Below are 14,924 nucleotides of genomic sequence, written 5' to 3' on the forward strand. Positions count from 1 at the left end.
CGACGCACGTTCTGCCTGCGAGACATCGCTAAGCAAACGCTTGACTACATATTCGGGTAGTTCGGGCCACCGCCGCCTTCCGGTACGGTCCAGACGATGTTCTGCGTTGGGTCCTTGATGTCGCACGTCTTGCAGTGCACGCAGTTTTGCGCGTTGATTTGCAGCCTCGGCCCGCTTTCGTCGCCGTCACTTACAATCTCATAGACGCCGGCCGGGCAATAGCGTTGTTCCGGCGCGTCATACGCGGCAAGATTGACGCTAACCGGTGTTCGCGCGTCGCGCAGCTTCAGATGACAGGACTGATCTTCTGCATGGTTGGTGTTAGACAGGAACACTGACGACAGCCGATCGAACGTCAGCAAGCCGTCCGGCTTGGGATAGCGGATGGGTTTGAACAGGCTCGCACGCTTGAGCTTGGCAAAGTCCGGAATACGATGCCGCAGCGTCCATGGTGCCTTGCCGCGGAAGACCATCTGGTCGATACCGGCCATTAATGCGCCCAGCTTCAGCCCTTTTGACATCCAGGGCTTGAAGTTGCGCGCGCGATAAAGTTCGTCATAGAGCCAGCTCTTCCTGAACGCTTCCGGATACTCGACGAGTTCATCGTGGCGTCGTCCGGCGACAAGGGCGGCGAAGCACGCGTCGGCGGCGAGTGCTCCGGATTTGATGGCGCAGTGAGAGCCTTTTATGCGCGAAGCGTTGAGAAAGCCGGCGTCGTCGCCGACAAGAACGCCGCCAGGGAAGGTGAGTCTGGGCATGGATTGGAGCCCTCCCGCCGTAAGGGCGCGCGCGCCATAGGCCGTTCGCTTGCCGCCCTCGAAAACGCTGCGAATGTTCGGGTGGGTCTTGAAGCGCTGAAACTCCTCGAAAGGCGACAGGTACGGGTTCTCGTAGCCCAGGCCGACCACAAAGCCGACTGCAACCTGGTTGTTCTCAAGATGGTAGAGAAAACCTCCACCATAAGTCGAGTTGTCCATCGGCCAGCCTGCTGTGTGGATCACCAGACCTCGCTGGTGATGCTCGGGCCGCACCTCCCACAGCTCCTTTATTCCGATGCCATACGTCTGGGGATCGGCTTCTTCAAGCAGCGAATATCTGTCCTCGATCTGCTTGCCGAGGTGACCACGGCAACCTTCTGCGAAGAAAGTATATCTGGCATTCAGCTCGATGCCGGGCTGGTGATTAGGACCGGTCTCGCCGTTCTTGAGGACGCCCATGTCGCCGGTGGCGACGCCGGTAACCGCGCCCTGCGCGTCGAACAGGACTTCCGCACCTGAAAATCCGGGATAGATCTCAACGCCCAGTGCCTCTGCCTGCTGCCCCAACCAGCGACACAGATTGCCGAGAGAGATGACGTAGTTACCTTCGTTGTGGAAGCATCCGGGAACAGACCAGTTCGGAAGCCGATATCCACTGCGTTCAGAAAGGAAGAGGAGACGGTCTTCCGACACGGCAGTGTTCAAGGGCGCGCCGTCTTCTTTCCAGTTGGGCAGAAGTTCGGTCAGTGCTCGAGGATCCATCACAGCACCAGACAATATGTGGGCGCCAATCTCTGCACCTTTTTCAATCACGCAGACGGAAAGGTCAACTTTTTTCTGCGTTGCGAGTTGTCTGAGGCGGATTGCTGCCGCCAGACCGGCAGGGCCGGCGCCGACGATCACCACATCGAAGTCCATCGAGTCGCGTTGCATTTCACTGTATCCAGAACGGTGTTTCGAACTCTTTCGTGAGACGGCGCAGACTATTGCCTTCCACCGACGCCAGGAGAGATTTGCAGCATGACGCGCAAGCTCAGGCGCATGCAGCGCTCAGCTGCGGAATTATTTCGAAAAGGTCGCCAACCAGACCGTAGTCCGCAACCTGAAAGATCGGCGCGTCCGGGTCCTTGTTTATCGCGACAATGACCTTCGAGTCCTTCATGCCGGCAAGATGCTGTATAGCGCCCGAAATGCCTACGGCAATATAGAGTTCCGGTGCAACGATCTTTCCGGTCTGGCCCACCTGATAGTCGTTAGGAGCAAAACCGGCATCCACCGCGGCACGGGAGGCGCCTAGCGCTGCTCCGAGCGCGTCGGCCATCGGCTCCAGCAGCTTGTGATAGTTCTCGCTACTGCCCAGGCCGCGACCGCCAGAGACGATTACTTTTGCTGTGGCCAGGTCAGGACGGGCAGACTGGCTAAGCTGGCGGTTCAAGAGTGTGCTCTGCGCCGTGTCGATTGCCGGTTCGATCGACTTGATCGCGGCGCTACCGCCATTGCCTACTGCGTCGAAGGCGGTAGTACGCACAGTGATGACCTTGACAGGGTCAATGCTTTTAACAGTGGCAAGTGCATTCCCCGCGTAGATGGGGCGCACAAACACATCTGCCGATACTACAGCGATGATGTCTGATATTTGGGCAACGTCAAGGAGAGCTGCGACGCGCGGCGCCAGGTTTTTACCAAACGTCGTGGCGGGCGCCAGAATGTGGCTGTAACCTTCGGCAGAGGCTACAACAAGCGCCGCAAGATTCTCGGCCGTTTGGCTTTCGTAGTGGGGTGCTTCGACAACCCTTACCTCGGTAACGCCCTGCAACTGCGCGGCAGCCTGAACGGCGCCGCCGCATTGGGCGCCGGCGACCAGGACATGAATGTCTGCGTCAATCTGCCGGGCCGCTGCTACTGTCGTGAAGGTAGCGGCCTTAAGGCTATCGTGGTCGTGTTCAGCAATGACAAGTACGGTCATGATCAGATTACCCTCGCTTCAGTCTTCAGTCTGTGCATCAGCTCGGCCATGTCGGCGACCTTGATGCCCGCACCGCGCCGAACTGGCTCCGCCACGTTGATCGTGGCGAGTCGTGGCGCGACATCAACACCAAGGTCCGCCGGCTTCACGATATCCAGCGGTTTTCTCTTTGCTTCCATGATGTTCGGAAGCGTCACATAGCGTGGTTCATTCAGGCGCAAGTCCGCAGTAATGACTGCGGGGAGCCTGATTTCCAGCGTCTCGAGCCCACCGTCGATCTCGCGTGTGACCTTTGCGCTGCCGGTTGCAAGGACCACCTGCGAAGCAAACGTCGCTTGCGGCCAGTCGGCGAGCGCCGCCAGCATCTGACCGGTCTGATTCGCGTCGTCGTCAATCGCCTGCTTCCCGCAGATCACGAGGTGAGGCAGCTCCATCTCGCAGAGGGCATGCAGCAGCTTTGCCACTGCCAGCGGCTGCAGCTCGGCTTCTGTCTGCACCAGGATGCCACGGTCGGCGCCCATCGCCATTGCGCGGCGCAGCGTGTCCTGACTGGCAGCAGTACCGCAGGAGACGGCAACGACTTCTGTCGCAGCACCTGTCTCCTTGAGACGCACAGCCTGCTCAACAGCTATCTCATCGAAAGGATTCATCGCCATCTTGACGTTCGAGAGGTCAACGCCAGATCCGTCGTCTTTCACACGTACCTTCACGTTGTAGTCGATCACCCTTTTGACGGGCACGAGTATCTTCATTTGTCGCCTTCCTTACAAAAAACATCTTCGCCTGACGTCGTCGACGACGGACCTGTCATTCATCGCCAGCGGGCTACGCTCGCGTGCTAACGCCCCTTAGGGCCTTCAAGTTTGTGCTGCAGCGTTGCCGCATCGCGCTCAGGATTCACTAATACCGCGATGGCAATGCCGCCGACCAGAATCGCGAATCCGAAAATCTGGTAAGCGAATGAATAGCCCCCCAGCGGATGCGATGCGCGGTCGACGAGAACTCCCACCAGCGTCGGCGCGATGAGCCCGGACAGATTCTGGACGGCAAGAAAAATGCCGAGTGTGCTTGCGAGCTGCTGAGGCGGAGTGATTTGCGACACGACGGCATTCATCATCGGTAGCGCCACGCTCGCACAGCCATAACCGATAATCAGGAAGGCCACGACAATCAATGGCTTCCCGAGGTAAGGCACGACGCCCAACGCCAAGCCCCCGATTACAAGGAAAGCCGTCGTAATCGATGCACGAGTGGTTCGCGTCGCGCGGTTCCTTGACGCCAGTCGGTCTGCGAAAAAGGTTGAGCCAAACATTGTGACGAGTGATGCAATACTTGGCAGGCCAAACATCAGGCCAGACTCGAGTCGGGAAAAACCGAGACCCTTTTCGAAGTAGGACGGGAACCAAGTGATCGAAGCCGAAACCAGGCCGTACACCATGAACGTTCCGATCAGTGCGCCGAGGAACGAACGTGTGAAAAGGATCGAGCGCAGAGGCAACCGCAGTGTTTGCGCTGGCATGCGCGAACCATCATCGATTGCGCCGGGCTTGTGCGCGTCCCGGCGGCGGGCGTAAGGACCTTCCTTGCCTACCGCCAGCCATACCAGACACCAGATCAGGCCTGCAAACCCCATGGTGGCGAAGCAGGCGCGCCATCCCCAGGCGGCCAGCACGAGTGCCAGCAAGGGTGCCACTGCAATTTTCGCAAACGAGGAGCCAGCGGTAACAAGCGCGGAGGGGAAGCTCCGTTTGTCGGCGGGAAACCACTGAAACACGGCGGTATTCGCCATGGCTGTCGCCGGCCCCTCCGCGACACCAAGGACGATGCGCGTGATCAGAAGCACGGGAAAGCTTCCCGTTACCAGCATGGGGAACTGAATGACGCTCCAGAGCGCGGCAAGCACAAGGAGGATCCAACGGACCTGCACCTTGTCACCAAGAAATCCCAGTGCAGCGCCGCTGATGCTGAACAAGAAGAAAAACGCACTTCCGGCGAACCCGATCTGAGTCGAAGTGAACCCGAGTTCTTCCTTAAGGGATTGGGCGACGATGCCAATAATCGCCTTGTCCGCCCAGTTGATCGTGGCAAACACGACTATGAGTGCCGTAATTGACCACGCGCGGGCGGTTGAATGCGCTATCGACGAGCTGCTTGTGGACACACGGGCTGACGACTCAGTGGAAATCTTCACGATGGTTTCTCCTCCAGATGGAAATACGGCGGGCCGCTTTCGGCGGCGTCTTATTCGTCTATGCGTTGTGGCAACGCGTTAGTTGCCACCTTGGTCGTACACCACGCTCGGTAAAACCGATTTTTATGCCCTTAACAAACTTGGTGTATGGGCGCCCATCTATCCATACCGATAGTTGTACTTATGAATAGTTCCATGCGTAGCCAACCAACTTAAGTATCAGTGCCCGCCAAATGTTGGCTTTTGTTTGGCGAGGAACGATTCGATCGCCGCCCGATGATCTCCCGAAGTGCCCGTCTCTCTCATGAAATCCTCTTCTAGCGCCAGCGTTTCGTCGAGGCTATGGCTCGCCGAGTAGACCAACGCTTGCCGGATTGCCGCGTAAGCCAATGTCGGTCCTGCCGCGAACTCCGCCGCCAGGGCCGCCGCACGCTTGGCGAGCAGGTCGGATTCAACAATCTCGTCGACGAGTCCGAACGCCAGGCAGGCGGTTGCGTCGACTGAGCTAGGCCGCATCAGCAGGCTTTTGGCCCGGGCTGTTCCGATGAGTCTGGGAAGGGTCCAGGTGGCTCCGGAGTCTGCGCTGAGCCCGATCGAAGCGAACGCGAAGTTGATTGACGCGTTCGCAGACGAAAGCCTGTAATCACATGCCAGCGCGAATGCGGCCCCGGCGCCGGCCGCAACTCCGTTAATGGCGGCGATCACAGGCTTAGGCATGGTAGCGATGAGCTTGACGATAGGCGAGTAGTGATCTCGCACCGTCTCCCAAGCCGCTGCATCGTCGGTATCCAGATCAGCACGGAGTTCACGCAGGTCCTGCCCGACGCAGAAGGCACGGCCCACACCAGTCAGCACAACGGCGCGAATGTTCCTATTCGCCGCGACGTCTTTGAGAACGGCAAGCAGCGCCTCTTTGGTCGGTCGGTTCAAGGCATTCATTGCGTCAGGTCGTCGCAGCGTCACCGTCGCTACCTGTGCCTCGATGTCCAGCGTGACGTTTTCCATGCTGAGTGTCACAGTCCCGAGAAATTCGCTGGGCGCCGCTCGATGAAGGAGCGACGGCCTTCGGCCGCATCTTCGGACTTGAGCAATGCCACCAGGTCTGGAACCAGATTCGCCGCCGCAGCCGGTTCGCCTTCGCGAGCGGCCCGCATCGCGGAGCGCAGAGCAGTTTGAACGCCAAGAGGGGCTTGTGCAGCAATCGACTGCGCAATCGCGACCGCACGTTGCAGCTGACTTCCGGTCGGTACGACTTCTTGTACAAGCCCGATGCGCAGGGCCTCCCGAACGTCAAATGCTTCGCCTGTCAGGATCCAGCGCATTGCGTTGCCCCAGCCGACTTCGCGCGGGAACCGGATCGTCGCTCCGCCAAAAGGATAGATTCCGCGGCTGACTTCCATCTGGGAGAAGCGGGTGTCCTCCGCCGCGACGCGGACGTCGGTAGCCAGTGCGATCTCAATACCAAGTGTCAGACACCATCCCTGCAACGCACAAACAACCGGTTTGCTGCGCGGAGCAGTGAAGAACCCCCGCCAGTCAACGCCGCCTTCAGGGATGCCGCCATTGCCGCCTTGCAACGCATCACTTACCTGCGCAAGGTCGAGGCCGCCAGTGAAATGGCCGCCATGCGCATATAGCACTGCGCAACGGACCTCTCTGTCACGTTCCATTTCGCCGTAGGCGAGCGTCAGTTGCTCGCGCATGTCGAGGTCAAACGCATTGCGCTTCGGCACCCGGTTCAGACCGATGAGAAGCAGGTTTCCCAGTTTGTGCCGCGTGACGGTGCGTGCATCCGAGGTGAGGTCAAGATCTGCAAGATTCATGATGTCCGAGTCCGTTCAGGAGGATGATTTGGGCGGAGTAAGCCGCAGCTTGTCGATTTTTCCCACCGCCGTTTTGGGCAGTTCTTCAAGAATTTCCAGTACGGTTGGGACTTTGAACGGTGCAAGTTCTGCCTTACAACGCGCGATGACTGCATCCCGGTCTATCGTTGCGCCGGGAGCCGCCGCGATCACTGCCTTGACGGTCTGGCCACGGTACTCGTCCGGTATGCCTACAACGCCAACTTCGGCGACCCCTTCGACTTGCGCGATAACGCGCTCGATCTCGGCGGGGTACACGTTGTAGCCGCTCGCGACGATGACCTCCTTGAGTCGGCCGACGATGTACAGGTAACCGTCGTCGTCAATGCGCGCCAGGTCTCCGGTGAGCAGCCAACCGTCCCTGAGCGTGTGCGCGGTAAGTTCCGGATTACCCCAGTAGCCTTGCATGATCTGGGGGCCGCGAATCGCCAGTTCTCCCGGCTCTCCCGGTGCAACGTCGACAAGCTCATCGCTTCCGGGCACGAAGGTTCTCACCTCGGTAAAGGGCACGGGGATGCCGGAACTGCCTGCCCGCCGCGGAAGGAACGTCGGGTTTGTATGGGTAGTGGGGGATGCCTCGCTGATGCCGAAGCCGTCCAGCACCTTGGCACCCACCCGTGATTCAAACCGGGCAAGTTGAGCCAATGGCATCGGCGCTCCCGCAGAGTTGAACACCGGCACGTGGTCCAACCCGAATTCTTCGAGGTCTGTCTCTCTCAGGAAAGCGGCGTACATAGTCGGCACGCCAAAGAACGCGAAAGGCTTGGTGTCTCTGATTAACTCAAGGACCGTCCTTACCTGGAAGCGGGGAACGATCAACTGGTTCATGCCTGTCGAAACGCCCATCAATGTCACACAGGTCAGCCCGAACACATGACACATCGGCAGCGCGTTCACGATCTTGGCGGCATCCGGCACCTGCATGGCCTTGAACGTCAATCGCAGTCGCTGCTCAATGTTGGACAGGACGTTTTCATGGCTAAGCATGACAGCCTTCGGCATACCGGTCGTCCCGCCGGTGTACTGAAGAACTGCAACGTGGGAAGGCAGATCTGGCCACCCTGAACCCTTCGCGCGTGCATCATTGACTTCGGCGGCCACTACAGATGTGCCACCTGCATCGCCGACCAGAAAAACAGTCATATCTGGTATGACGCCTCCGTTGGCCATCTTCTTCATCTGCTCCCGCGTAGTTACCAGAACCGAGGGACCCGAATGAGCAAGAATGCGTTCGATCTCAGGGGCGACGTAGGCCGGATTAACCTGCACGACTGCGGCCCCGGCAATCCACGTTCCAAATAGCGCCGCGACGTATTCGGGCATGTTTGGCAACAGGATGGCGACGCGAGCTCCCGGACCGGCGCCGGCGTTGCGGAATCCTTCCGCGAACTGACGCGCTTCCGCAGCCAGGCGTTCAAACGTCCAGCTTTCAGTCGACGTTGTAAGGGCGGTGCGCGCCGGAAATTTCGCTGTCGCATCGGTCAAAAGGTCCGGCAGCCGTCGTCCCGACATCCCGAGCTCGTCGAGAGCTCCAGGCGGGTAATATTTGATCCAGGGCTGAGCGCTCATGGGCTGTGACCTCATACGTTCGTTGATTGCCCGGACGCGTCGCGCCTGATCGTATGGGTCGCACCGCTCGCTTTGAACGCATTCGCTTCGTCACTGAAGTGACTGAGCTGGTGTGTGTCAAAGTGAGCTTTCAGGGCTGCTTCGCGGCCCATGATGTCAAAGGTACGGTTCAGAGACTTCTTGAGCACCTTCAGGGCGAAGGTGGGAGCTTCGGCAATGCGGTTGGCCATCTGCAGCACAGTGTCATCCAGATCCGCCACAGGGACTACACGGTTGACCATCCCGGCGGCCAGTGCATCGGCGGCCGTGAGACGTTGTCCGGTGAAAAGCATCTCCTTGGCCTTGCGCGCACCCAGCACCCATGGGTGAATCAGCACCTCCACCGCGGCGACCGCCATCGTATGAACGACCGGGTCGGCGAAGAACGCGTTCTCGGATGCGACCATCAGGTCACACATGTTGGCGAGCATGAAGCCGCCTGCGATGCATGCACCGTCGACCTGGGCGATGGTCGGCTTGCTGCTGTTCAGTACGTTCAGACAATAGTTGAAGTAGTACTGCTCCTCATACGCCCAGCGCTCTTCCACGCCAAATCCGATTCGAAGCTCGCGTCCTTCTTTCAGGTCATGCCCGGCTGAGAAGTGTCCCCCTTTGCCTGCGAGGATGATCACGCGGACCTCTGGATCGGCCTCGGCTTCGCTTAAAGCGGAATTGAGCTCTTCCAGCAGATTGGTGTTTTCGGCATTCCGCATCGCCGGCCGGTTGTGCCACAGCCGGGCAACATGGCCGATCTTTTCATAGATGATGTCCTGATAGCTCATTTTCTGTCTCTTCCATTGAAGTTGTGGGCGGTCGCCCGGGTGCGCAGCGGCACCAATCCTTTCAGCGATTAGATACGCGAATTTGATCACTGTCAAGATTGTTTTTTCGTGCTCGTGCATGTATCGTTGGAAATGTCTTGTGAGGCGGAGGCGCTGGACAGGTCGGGTGGCGGGGGGGCAAAGCGGTGGGCGTGAGACGGGCGCGGTAAGGCCCACGCGTTCGAATAGAATGTGGGTCGCTTCACGACCGACTGCTACTTTTCCCGGCAGGCCATCGGCGTTGTCCAGGCGTGGCTCGAATCTGAGCGACGGCTAAATTTTCTTCAGAAACCGGTTCAAATATGACATCCAAGCGCGCCACTGCAGATGCCGACGACCTAACGGCCCAAGGCACTTCCCGAAAAGCCAGCGGCTCGCGCAAGCCTAAGGCGGCCTACCATCACGGCAACCTGAGGCCCGCACTAATTGAGGGCGCGCTTGAGCTGCTGGAGGAACACGGAGCGGCTGAACTGAGCCTGCGGTTGCTCGCCCGTCAACTGGGCGTGTCGCAGGCCGCTCCCTATCACCACTTCGCGGACAAGAACGCGCTCTTGGCGGCGCTTGCCGCAGAGGGGTTCCGGCGGGCCGGCGCGGTCCTGCGGACCACTCCGATAAAGCATCACTCGCTCGAAAGAAGGGTGCGTGGGTTATCGGCCGGATACGTCCGGTTTGCGAGAGAGACGCCAAACCTGTTTCGCCTCATGTACGGTACTCAGGTTCAACGCAAAGAGGAGTATCCGGAGCTTGTTAACGCGTCCACCGAGGCGTTCGAGGCCTTGGCGGCACGGGTAGAAGAAATGATTGTCGATTTCGGCATTCGGCACGTCGATGCAAAGGAGGCTACGGCTACGCTTCTGGCCCTCAACCATGGGCTTGCGAATCTGATCGTCGACCAGCGCACGTCGCCAGTCCTGGCAGAGGTAATCGGCCGTGACCGTCGGCTTATCGACCAGGCTGCACGCCTATTTGTGACCGGTTTCCGGCCTATCGCTGACGACGAGGAAGAGAGCGCTGGGGCGGCGCAGCAGGCGGGGGAACTAAGCTAGCCGTCGACCAAGGGCCGGAGTGATTTTCCTGCTGTCCGGCATGGGGGAAGGCACTCACATCAGCGGCACGCGACGGCCACATCCATCGGACAGCGGCGGAATGTCGAACCCGAACGTTGCGCCTGGCTAGTTTTAGTGCTGCCTGAGCGGCACCGTGCGCCCATGTGCCGACGGATGACTTGACCGCCAAAAGGTTCGACCGCGAGCGTCGCTCCTGTGCTTGTGAACGAGTCGCAGGCCGTCTCTCGAAGGTTTTTGGGTCTTCCTGCGCGTCATCAATTAGTGCGAAAGGTTTGCAGGTTGGTCCGGAACTAGGATTTTTCTCCAGCGAGTGACGCACGCCAGAAAGTGTCTTTCTGAGCAGCGTCCTCCAGAAGCAGGCAACCACCATTAAAGCTTTCATCGCCCGGATCGATTCGCGCGAAGTGAACCATGACAACCTCACTGGCGACCAACCCCTCTTCCTCTCCCGGAAATCTGCTGGCGCTCGTGCTTGCGCTTGTGACTGGTCTTGATTATTTCGATAACTCCATCTTCTCGTTCTTCGTAAGCTATATCGCGGGCGGCATAAACGCATCGCCCGACGAGCTGGTGTGGTCGTCCAGCTGCTATGCCGTCGGAGCAGTGCTTGGGGTGGTCCAGCAGCAATGGTGGATTGACCGGTTAGGGAACCGATACTACATTTCTGGCTGCATGCTGCTATACGGGGTTGGTGCCGTCGCATGCGCTTTCTGTGAGACGTCATTTCAACTGACCTTGGCGCGCGGATTTCAGGGCTACTTCATCGGGCCGATGATGGGTGCGTGTCGAATTATCATTCAGGACAACTTCGGATTGCAGCAACGTGCCGGGGCAATCAGGTTGTTCCTCATATCTATCGTTATGAGCAGCGCGCTGGCACCGCTTGTCGGCGGTTTCCTTGTCTCGCATCTGGACTGGCGCGCACTGTTCGCATGCACCGCGCCGTTTGCAGCCGCATTTGCTGCCCTTGCGGCTTTTTGCGTGCCCGGCTCGGGGAAGGTGCCTTCGGAAAAACGCGGAAGTGCGCATTTTGCTCTCTATCTGGCTTTTGCTTTTGCTCAGGCCGCGCTGCAAATTGTCATGCAGCGCGTACGATTTGAGCTCTTCACAGGGTCGCCGCTGCTTGTAGTTCTGTGCATATCAGGACTTGCAGCTTTGGCATGGTTTGTCTATCAGCAGTGGGATCATCCGACACCACTCGTGCGGCTGAACGCGCTGAAAGAACGTACCTTCCAGGTCGGTCTCGTCCTCTATATGTTCTACTACTACGAGTCGACCGGGCTTAGCTATCTCGTTTCGCGATTTCTGGAAGGGCGCCTCGATTATCCCGTTGAGAACGCAGGGCGACTCGTGGGCCTGACTTCGCTTTTATCCTCGTGTGCTCTGTTCGCCTATTTCCGATACTCGAGGTTGATAACGCGGAAGAAGTGGCTCGTAGTTTGCGGATTCACCATCGCTGCGTTGCTCTCCTGGCTGATGACGATGATGTCGCCAGACGTGAGCGAGAACGCATTATTGTTGCCTTTGCTGCTGCGCGGTCTGCTGCTGCTCTTCATCGTTTTGCCGGTGGCAAACCTGACATTTCGCATCTTTCAGATCGAAGAGTTTTCGCACGGATATCGATTGAAGAACATAGTGAGGCAGTTGACGATATCTTTCGCGACTGCATCGGTCATCATTGTCGAACAGCACCGACAGGCAGTTCATCAAACGCGACTCTCAGAATGGGTCAACCCCTATAACCCGAACTACCAGGCTGCCGCACAAGCCCTTGCTTCGGGGCTTATGTCTGCCGGTCAGTCACCGGGGCAGGCGCACCTGGCCGCGCTAGCGACCGTTCAGCGGATCGTTACGCAACAGGCCAGTTTTCTCACTGCATTGGACGGGTTCAAATTCATGATGATTGTGGCCCTTTGCGCTGGCCTTTTTGCAATCTGGCAAAGGCATATCGACTGATTTCCAGTCAGCCAGACAACGTCGATTGAACGGCCACAATCGCGCTCGATACGCAAGCGTTTTGCTCGTGGCGACTCACTCACAATAAGGTAAAACACCGTGAACACACTTCAAAACATGAGAATATTTGCACGTGTCGCCGAGGCGGGGAGCTTTACTGAGGCCGCGAGGATTCTCGACACCACGACCGGTGCCGTATCTCGCGCGGTTTCTGATCTTGAGATCCATTTGCGTACCCGCCTGCTAAACCGGACCACACGCCGAATTGCCTTAACGGAAGCCGGCGATCGCTACCTTCGTCATTGCGAACATATTCTCGGGTACATAGATCAGGCAGAGGCCGAAGCGGCCGGTGCGCACGTTCGGCCGGCCGGAAAGCTGCGCGTCCACGCAACATCCGGGTTCGGACAGTATTATGTTGCGCCTGCTGTCGTCGAGTATCAGCAACGTTTTCCATCCGTTTCCGTGGATCTGACATTGTCGCAGCACGTGCCGGACCTTCTTGACGACGGCTATGACGTAAGCCTGCAGCTAGCGGTTGGTGATCTGCCCGACTCGGGATTGGTTAGTCAAAGACTCGGCGAATCAAGCAGCATTCTTTGCGCAGCGCCCGCTTATCTGCAAAAGCGGGGCGTGCCACGAACCATAGCGGACCTTGCAAATCACGTATGCCTTCAAATTGCGACGCCGTTTTTTCCATTAGGGCGTTGGCAGTTCGAGGGCCGCAGTGGCTCAGAGACGTTTGCGCTGCCGACTGCGCCGTTCCACGTCAACGTCGCAGACGCGCTCGCCGCTGCACTCCGGGCGGGGATCGGTATTGGTGCCTTGCCGATATCCACCGCACTGCCTTCGCTAAGCAACGGCTCACTAGTGCCGGTATTGCATGACTATTCCCTCCAGAGGATGACAATCTATGCGCTCTACGCGTCGCGTCATTATGTCGATGCCAAGATCAGGACGTGGATTGATTTCCTGCAGGAGCATGTCCCGGTCATGCTGCAGGCAGATCTGAATGCTTTGAGCGCACTGCAAGAGAAACAACTTTAAGCCGTCGGTCTTTGTGGGGACTTGACAGCGCTTTGTATAGCGGATTGCTCGTGCAGTCATGGCCGAGCCCGCGGCTGAGGCGCGCAGATTTTTTTGCTTATAGAGGACTATGCCATGAGTGATGTTGTGATTGTTTCTGCCGCGCGCACCGGTGTCGGGAAATTTGGCGGCTCCCTTGCGAAAGTTGCCGCGCCGCATTTGGGCGCAACAGTGATGCGCGCGGTGCTTGAACGTGCAGGCGTGGAGCCCGACCAGGTGAGCGAAGTCATTATGGGGCAGGTGTTGACAGCAGGCAGCGGGCAAAATCCGGCGCGCCAGTCTTTGATGGCTGCGGGGCTTCCCGAGGAGGTGCCTGGCATGACGATCAATAAGGTGTGCGGCTCAGGGCTGAAAGCCGTGATGCTCGCGGCGAGCGCAATTATCGCCGGTGAGGCTGAAATCGTTATCGCGGGCGGCCAGGAAAACATGAGCGCCGCTCCGCACGTGCTGCCTGGCTCGCGCGACGGCTTCCGCATGGGTGACGCAAAGCTCGCCGACTCAATGATCGTCGACGGGTTGTGGGACGTGTACAACCAGTATCACATGGGCGTGACGGCGGAGAACGTTGCTCGCGAGTTTGGTATCACGCGCGAGCAACAGGACGCGTTCGCGGCGCTCTCGCAGAACAAGGCCGAAGTCGCGCAAAAGGCAGGACGTTTCGACGACGAAATCGTGCCGGTCGAGATTCCGCAACGCAAGGGCGAGCCGCTGCGCTTCGCCACGGACGAATTCGTGCGTCATGGCGTGACCGCTGAATCGCTCGCAGGCCTGAGGCCGGCCTTCATCAAGGACGGAACAGTGACGGCAGCTAACGCCTCGGGCCTTAATGATGGCGCGGCCGCAGTCCTTGTGATGTCGCTCAAGAAAGCAGAAGCGCTCGGGCTGACGCCGCTTGCACGCGTCAAGGCCTACGCGAGCGCCGGTGTCGATCCGAAGGTGATGGGCATAGGGCCGGTGCCTGCTTCACATCGTTGTCTGGAACGCGCGGGCTGGGACATCAGCGACCTTGACCTGCTGGAGATCAATGAAGCGTTCGCTGCTCAGGCTCTGGCCGTGCATAAGCTCATGGGCTGGGATACATCCAAGGTAAACGTTAATGGCGGGGCAATCGCGCTTGGCCATCCTATCGGCGCATCGGGTTGTCGAATTCTCGTCACACTGTTGCACGAGATGCGAAGGTGTGACGCGAAAAAGGGCCTTGCGTCCTTGTGCGTGGGCGGCGGGATGGGGGTCGCATTAGCACTAGAACGGCTCTAAATCCCAAAACAGCACTTTCCGGCGCGATGGAGTTCAACCGACTTGCCGCGATGCGTGCAAGCCGGAACTTGTTCACCCAACTTCGGACTTGCCATGATCTGCGTGCAATCCTGGACCTCCAGTGTCGAGCAGAAGGGAGCTGTGCGCACGAAACGCTGCCGTTGCCAGGGGAAAACGCAATCTTGACAGAGATTAGATTGCCTCAATATAATCAGTGTTAAGTTTGGTGGCAGACATTTTCACATCTTCCATGTCGGCACCGTGCGGCGGTCGTGATAGCGATGCGTCGCCACGTGAGAAGGCGTCGGCGACGATTGCAGCGGCGCCGGGGCCGGCGCGTACAAATGTCGTC

12 protein-coding genes are annotated in these 14,924 nt (G+C 58.7%); 4 read left to right on the forward strand and 8 right to left on the reverse strand.

Going from position 1 to position 14,924, the window contains the following annotated elements; genetic code table 11:
* Positions 1 to 44 precede the first annotated feature (44 nt).
* From OH764_RS33705 to OH764_RS33740, 8 genes are all read right to left on the reverse strand, one after another.
* Entirely contained in the window at positions 45 to 1,691 is a 1,647-nt protein-coding gene (locus tag OH764_RS33705) for an electron transfer flavoprotein-ubiquinone oxidoreductase (RefSeq protein WP_498851713.1), read from the reverse strand.
* A gap of 100 nt (positions 1,692 to 1,791) precedes the next feature.
* Positions 1,792 to 2,724: an electron transfer flavoprotein subunit alpha/FixB family protein gene (locus tag OH764_RS33710; RefSeq protein WP_498851714.1), complete on the reverse strand. Its 933-nt coding sequence runs from the start codon at positions 2,722 to 2,724 to the stop codon at positions 1,792 to 1,794.
* Positions 2,725 to 2,726: 2 nt separating this feature from the next.
* Complete coding sequence (locus OH764_RS33715; RefSeq protein WP_498851715.1) at positions 2,727 to 3,476, reverse strand: electron transfer flavoprotein subunit beta/FixA family protein; 750 nt, start codon at positions 3,474 to 3,476, stop codon at positions 2,727 to 2,729.
* Between the two features lie 86 nt (positions 3,477 to 3,562).
* A complete protein-coding gene (locus OH764_RS33720; RefSeq protein ID WP_498851716.1) occupies positions 3,563 to 4,915 on the reverse strand; it encodes an MFS transporter in 1,353 nt (450 codons plus the stop codon).
* A 219-nt stretch (positions 4,916 to 5,134) separates the two neighbouring features.
* Positions 5,135 to 5,920, reverse strand: coding sequence for a Clp protease/crotonase-like domain-containing protein (locus tag OH764_RS33725; RefSeq protein ID WP_498851717.1), 786 nt, complete (start codon positions 5,918 to 5,920; stop codon positions 5,135 to 5,137).
* Positions 5,921 to 5,928: 8 nt separating this feature from the next.
* Positions 5,929 to 6,738, reverse strand: a complete 810-nt coding sequence (locus OH764_RS33730) for a Clp protease/crotonase-like domain-containing protein (protein WP_498851718.1) — start codon at positions 6,736 to 6,738, stop codon at positions 5,929 to 5,931.
* Positions 6,739 to 6,753: 15 nt separating this feature from the next.
* Positions 6,754 to 8,346 carry an acyl-CoA synthetase family protein gene (locus tag OH764_RS33735; protein WP_498851719.1) on the reverse strand — a complete coding sequence of 531 codons (1,593 nt, stop codon included), beginning with the start codon at positions 8,344 to 8,346 and terminating at the stop codon, positions 6,754 to 6,756.
* Positions 8,347 to 8,357: 11 nt separating this feature from the next.
* Positions 8,358 to 9,167, reverse strand: a complete 810-nt coding sequence (locus OH764_RS33740; protein WP_498851720.1) for a Clp protease/crotonase-like domain-containing protein — start codon at positions 9,165 to 9,167, stop codon at positions 8,358 to 8,360.
* 341 nt (positions 9,168 to 9,508) lie between these two features.
* Between OH764_RS33740 and OH764_RS33745 the strand changes: the two genes are divergently transcribed.
* The 4 genes from OH764_RS33745 (at position 9,509) to OH764_RS33760 (ending at position 14,572) form a co-directional block, all read left to right on the forward strand.
* A complete protein-coding gene (locus tag OH764_RS33745; protein ID WP_498851721.1) occupies positions 9,509 to 10,252 on the forward strand; it encodes a TetR/AcrR family transcriptional regulator in 744 nt (247 codons plus the stop codon).
* 432 nt (positions 10,253 to 10,684) lie between these two features.
* A complete protein-coding gene (locus OH764_RS33750; protein WP_498851722.1) occupies positions 10,685 to 12,229 on the forward strand; it encodes an MFS transporter in 1,545 nt (514 codons plus the stop codon).
* A 99-nt stretch (positions 12,230 to 12,328) separates the two neighbouring features.
* On the forward strand, positions 12,329 to 13,276 hold the full coding sequence (locus OH764_RS33755) for a LysR family transcriptional regulator (protein WP_498851723.1): 948 nt from the start codon (positions 12,329 to 12,331) through the stop codon (positions 13,274 to 13,276).
* A gap of 114 nt (positions 13,277 to 13,390) precedes the next feature.
* Complete coding sequence (locus OH764_RS33760; RefSeq protein WP_498851724.1) at positions 13,391 to 14,572, forward strand: acetyl-CoA C-acetyltransferase; 1,182 nt, start codon at positions 13,391 to 13,393, stop codon at positions 14,570 to 14,572.
* Positions 14,573 to 14,924 lie beyond the last annotated feature (352 nt).

The organism is Burkholderia sp. M6-3 (assembly GCF_050858985.1).
Lineage (GTDB): Bacteria > Pseudomonadota > Gammaproteobacteria > Burkholderiales > Burkholderiaceae > Paraburkholderia > Paraburkholderia caledonica.

What these genes read in the sequence shown, in the direction of transcription:
- OH764_RS33715 (WP_498851715.1), bottom strand. Translation starts at nt 3,476, where the DNA reads ATGAAGATACTCGTGCCCGTCAAAAGGGTGATCGACTACAACGTGAAG.
- OH764_RS33745 (WP_498851721.1), top strand. Translation starts at nt 9,509, where the DNA reads ATGACATCCAAGCGCGCCACTGCAGATGCCGACGACCTAACGGCCCAA.
- OH764_RS33760 (WP_498851724.1), top strand. Translation starts at nt 13,391, where the DNA reads ATGAGTGATGTTGTGATTGTTTCTGCCGCGCGCACCGGTGTCGGGAAA.
- OH764_RS33740 (WP_498851720.1), bottom strand. Translation starts at nt 9,167, where the DNA reads ATGAGCTATCAGGACATCATCTATGAAAAGATCGGCCATGTTGCCCGG.
- OH764_RS33705 (WP_498851713.1), bottom strand. Translation starts at nt 1,691, where the DNA reads ATGCAACGCGACTCGATGGACTTCGATGTGGTGATCGTCGGCGCCGGC.
- OH764_RS33735 (WP_498851719.1), bottom strand. Translation starts at nt 8,346, where the DNA reads ATGAGCGCTCAGCCCTGGATCAAATATTACCCGCCTGGAGCTCTCGAC.
- OH764_RS33725 (WP_498851717.1), bottom strand. Translation starts at nt 5,920, where the DNA reads ATGGAAAACGTCACGCTGGACATCGAGGCACAGGTAGCGACGGTGACG.
- OH764_RS33730 (WP_498851718.1), bottom strand. Translation starts at nt 6,738, where the DNA reads ATGAATCTTGCAGATCTTGACCTCACCTCGGATGCACGCACCGTCACG.
- OH764_RS33750 (WP_498851722.1), top strand. Translation starts at nt 10,685, where the DNA reads ATGACAACCTCACTGGCGACCAACCCCTCTTCCTCTCCCGGAAATCTG.
- OH764_RS33710 (WP_498851714.1), bottom strand. Translation starts at nt 2,724, where the DNA reads ATGACCGTACTTGTCATTGCTGAACACGACCACGATAGCCTTAAGGCC.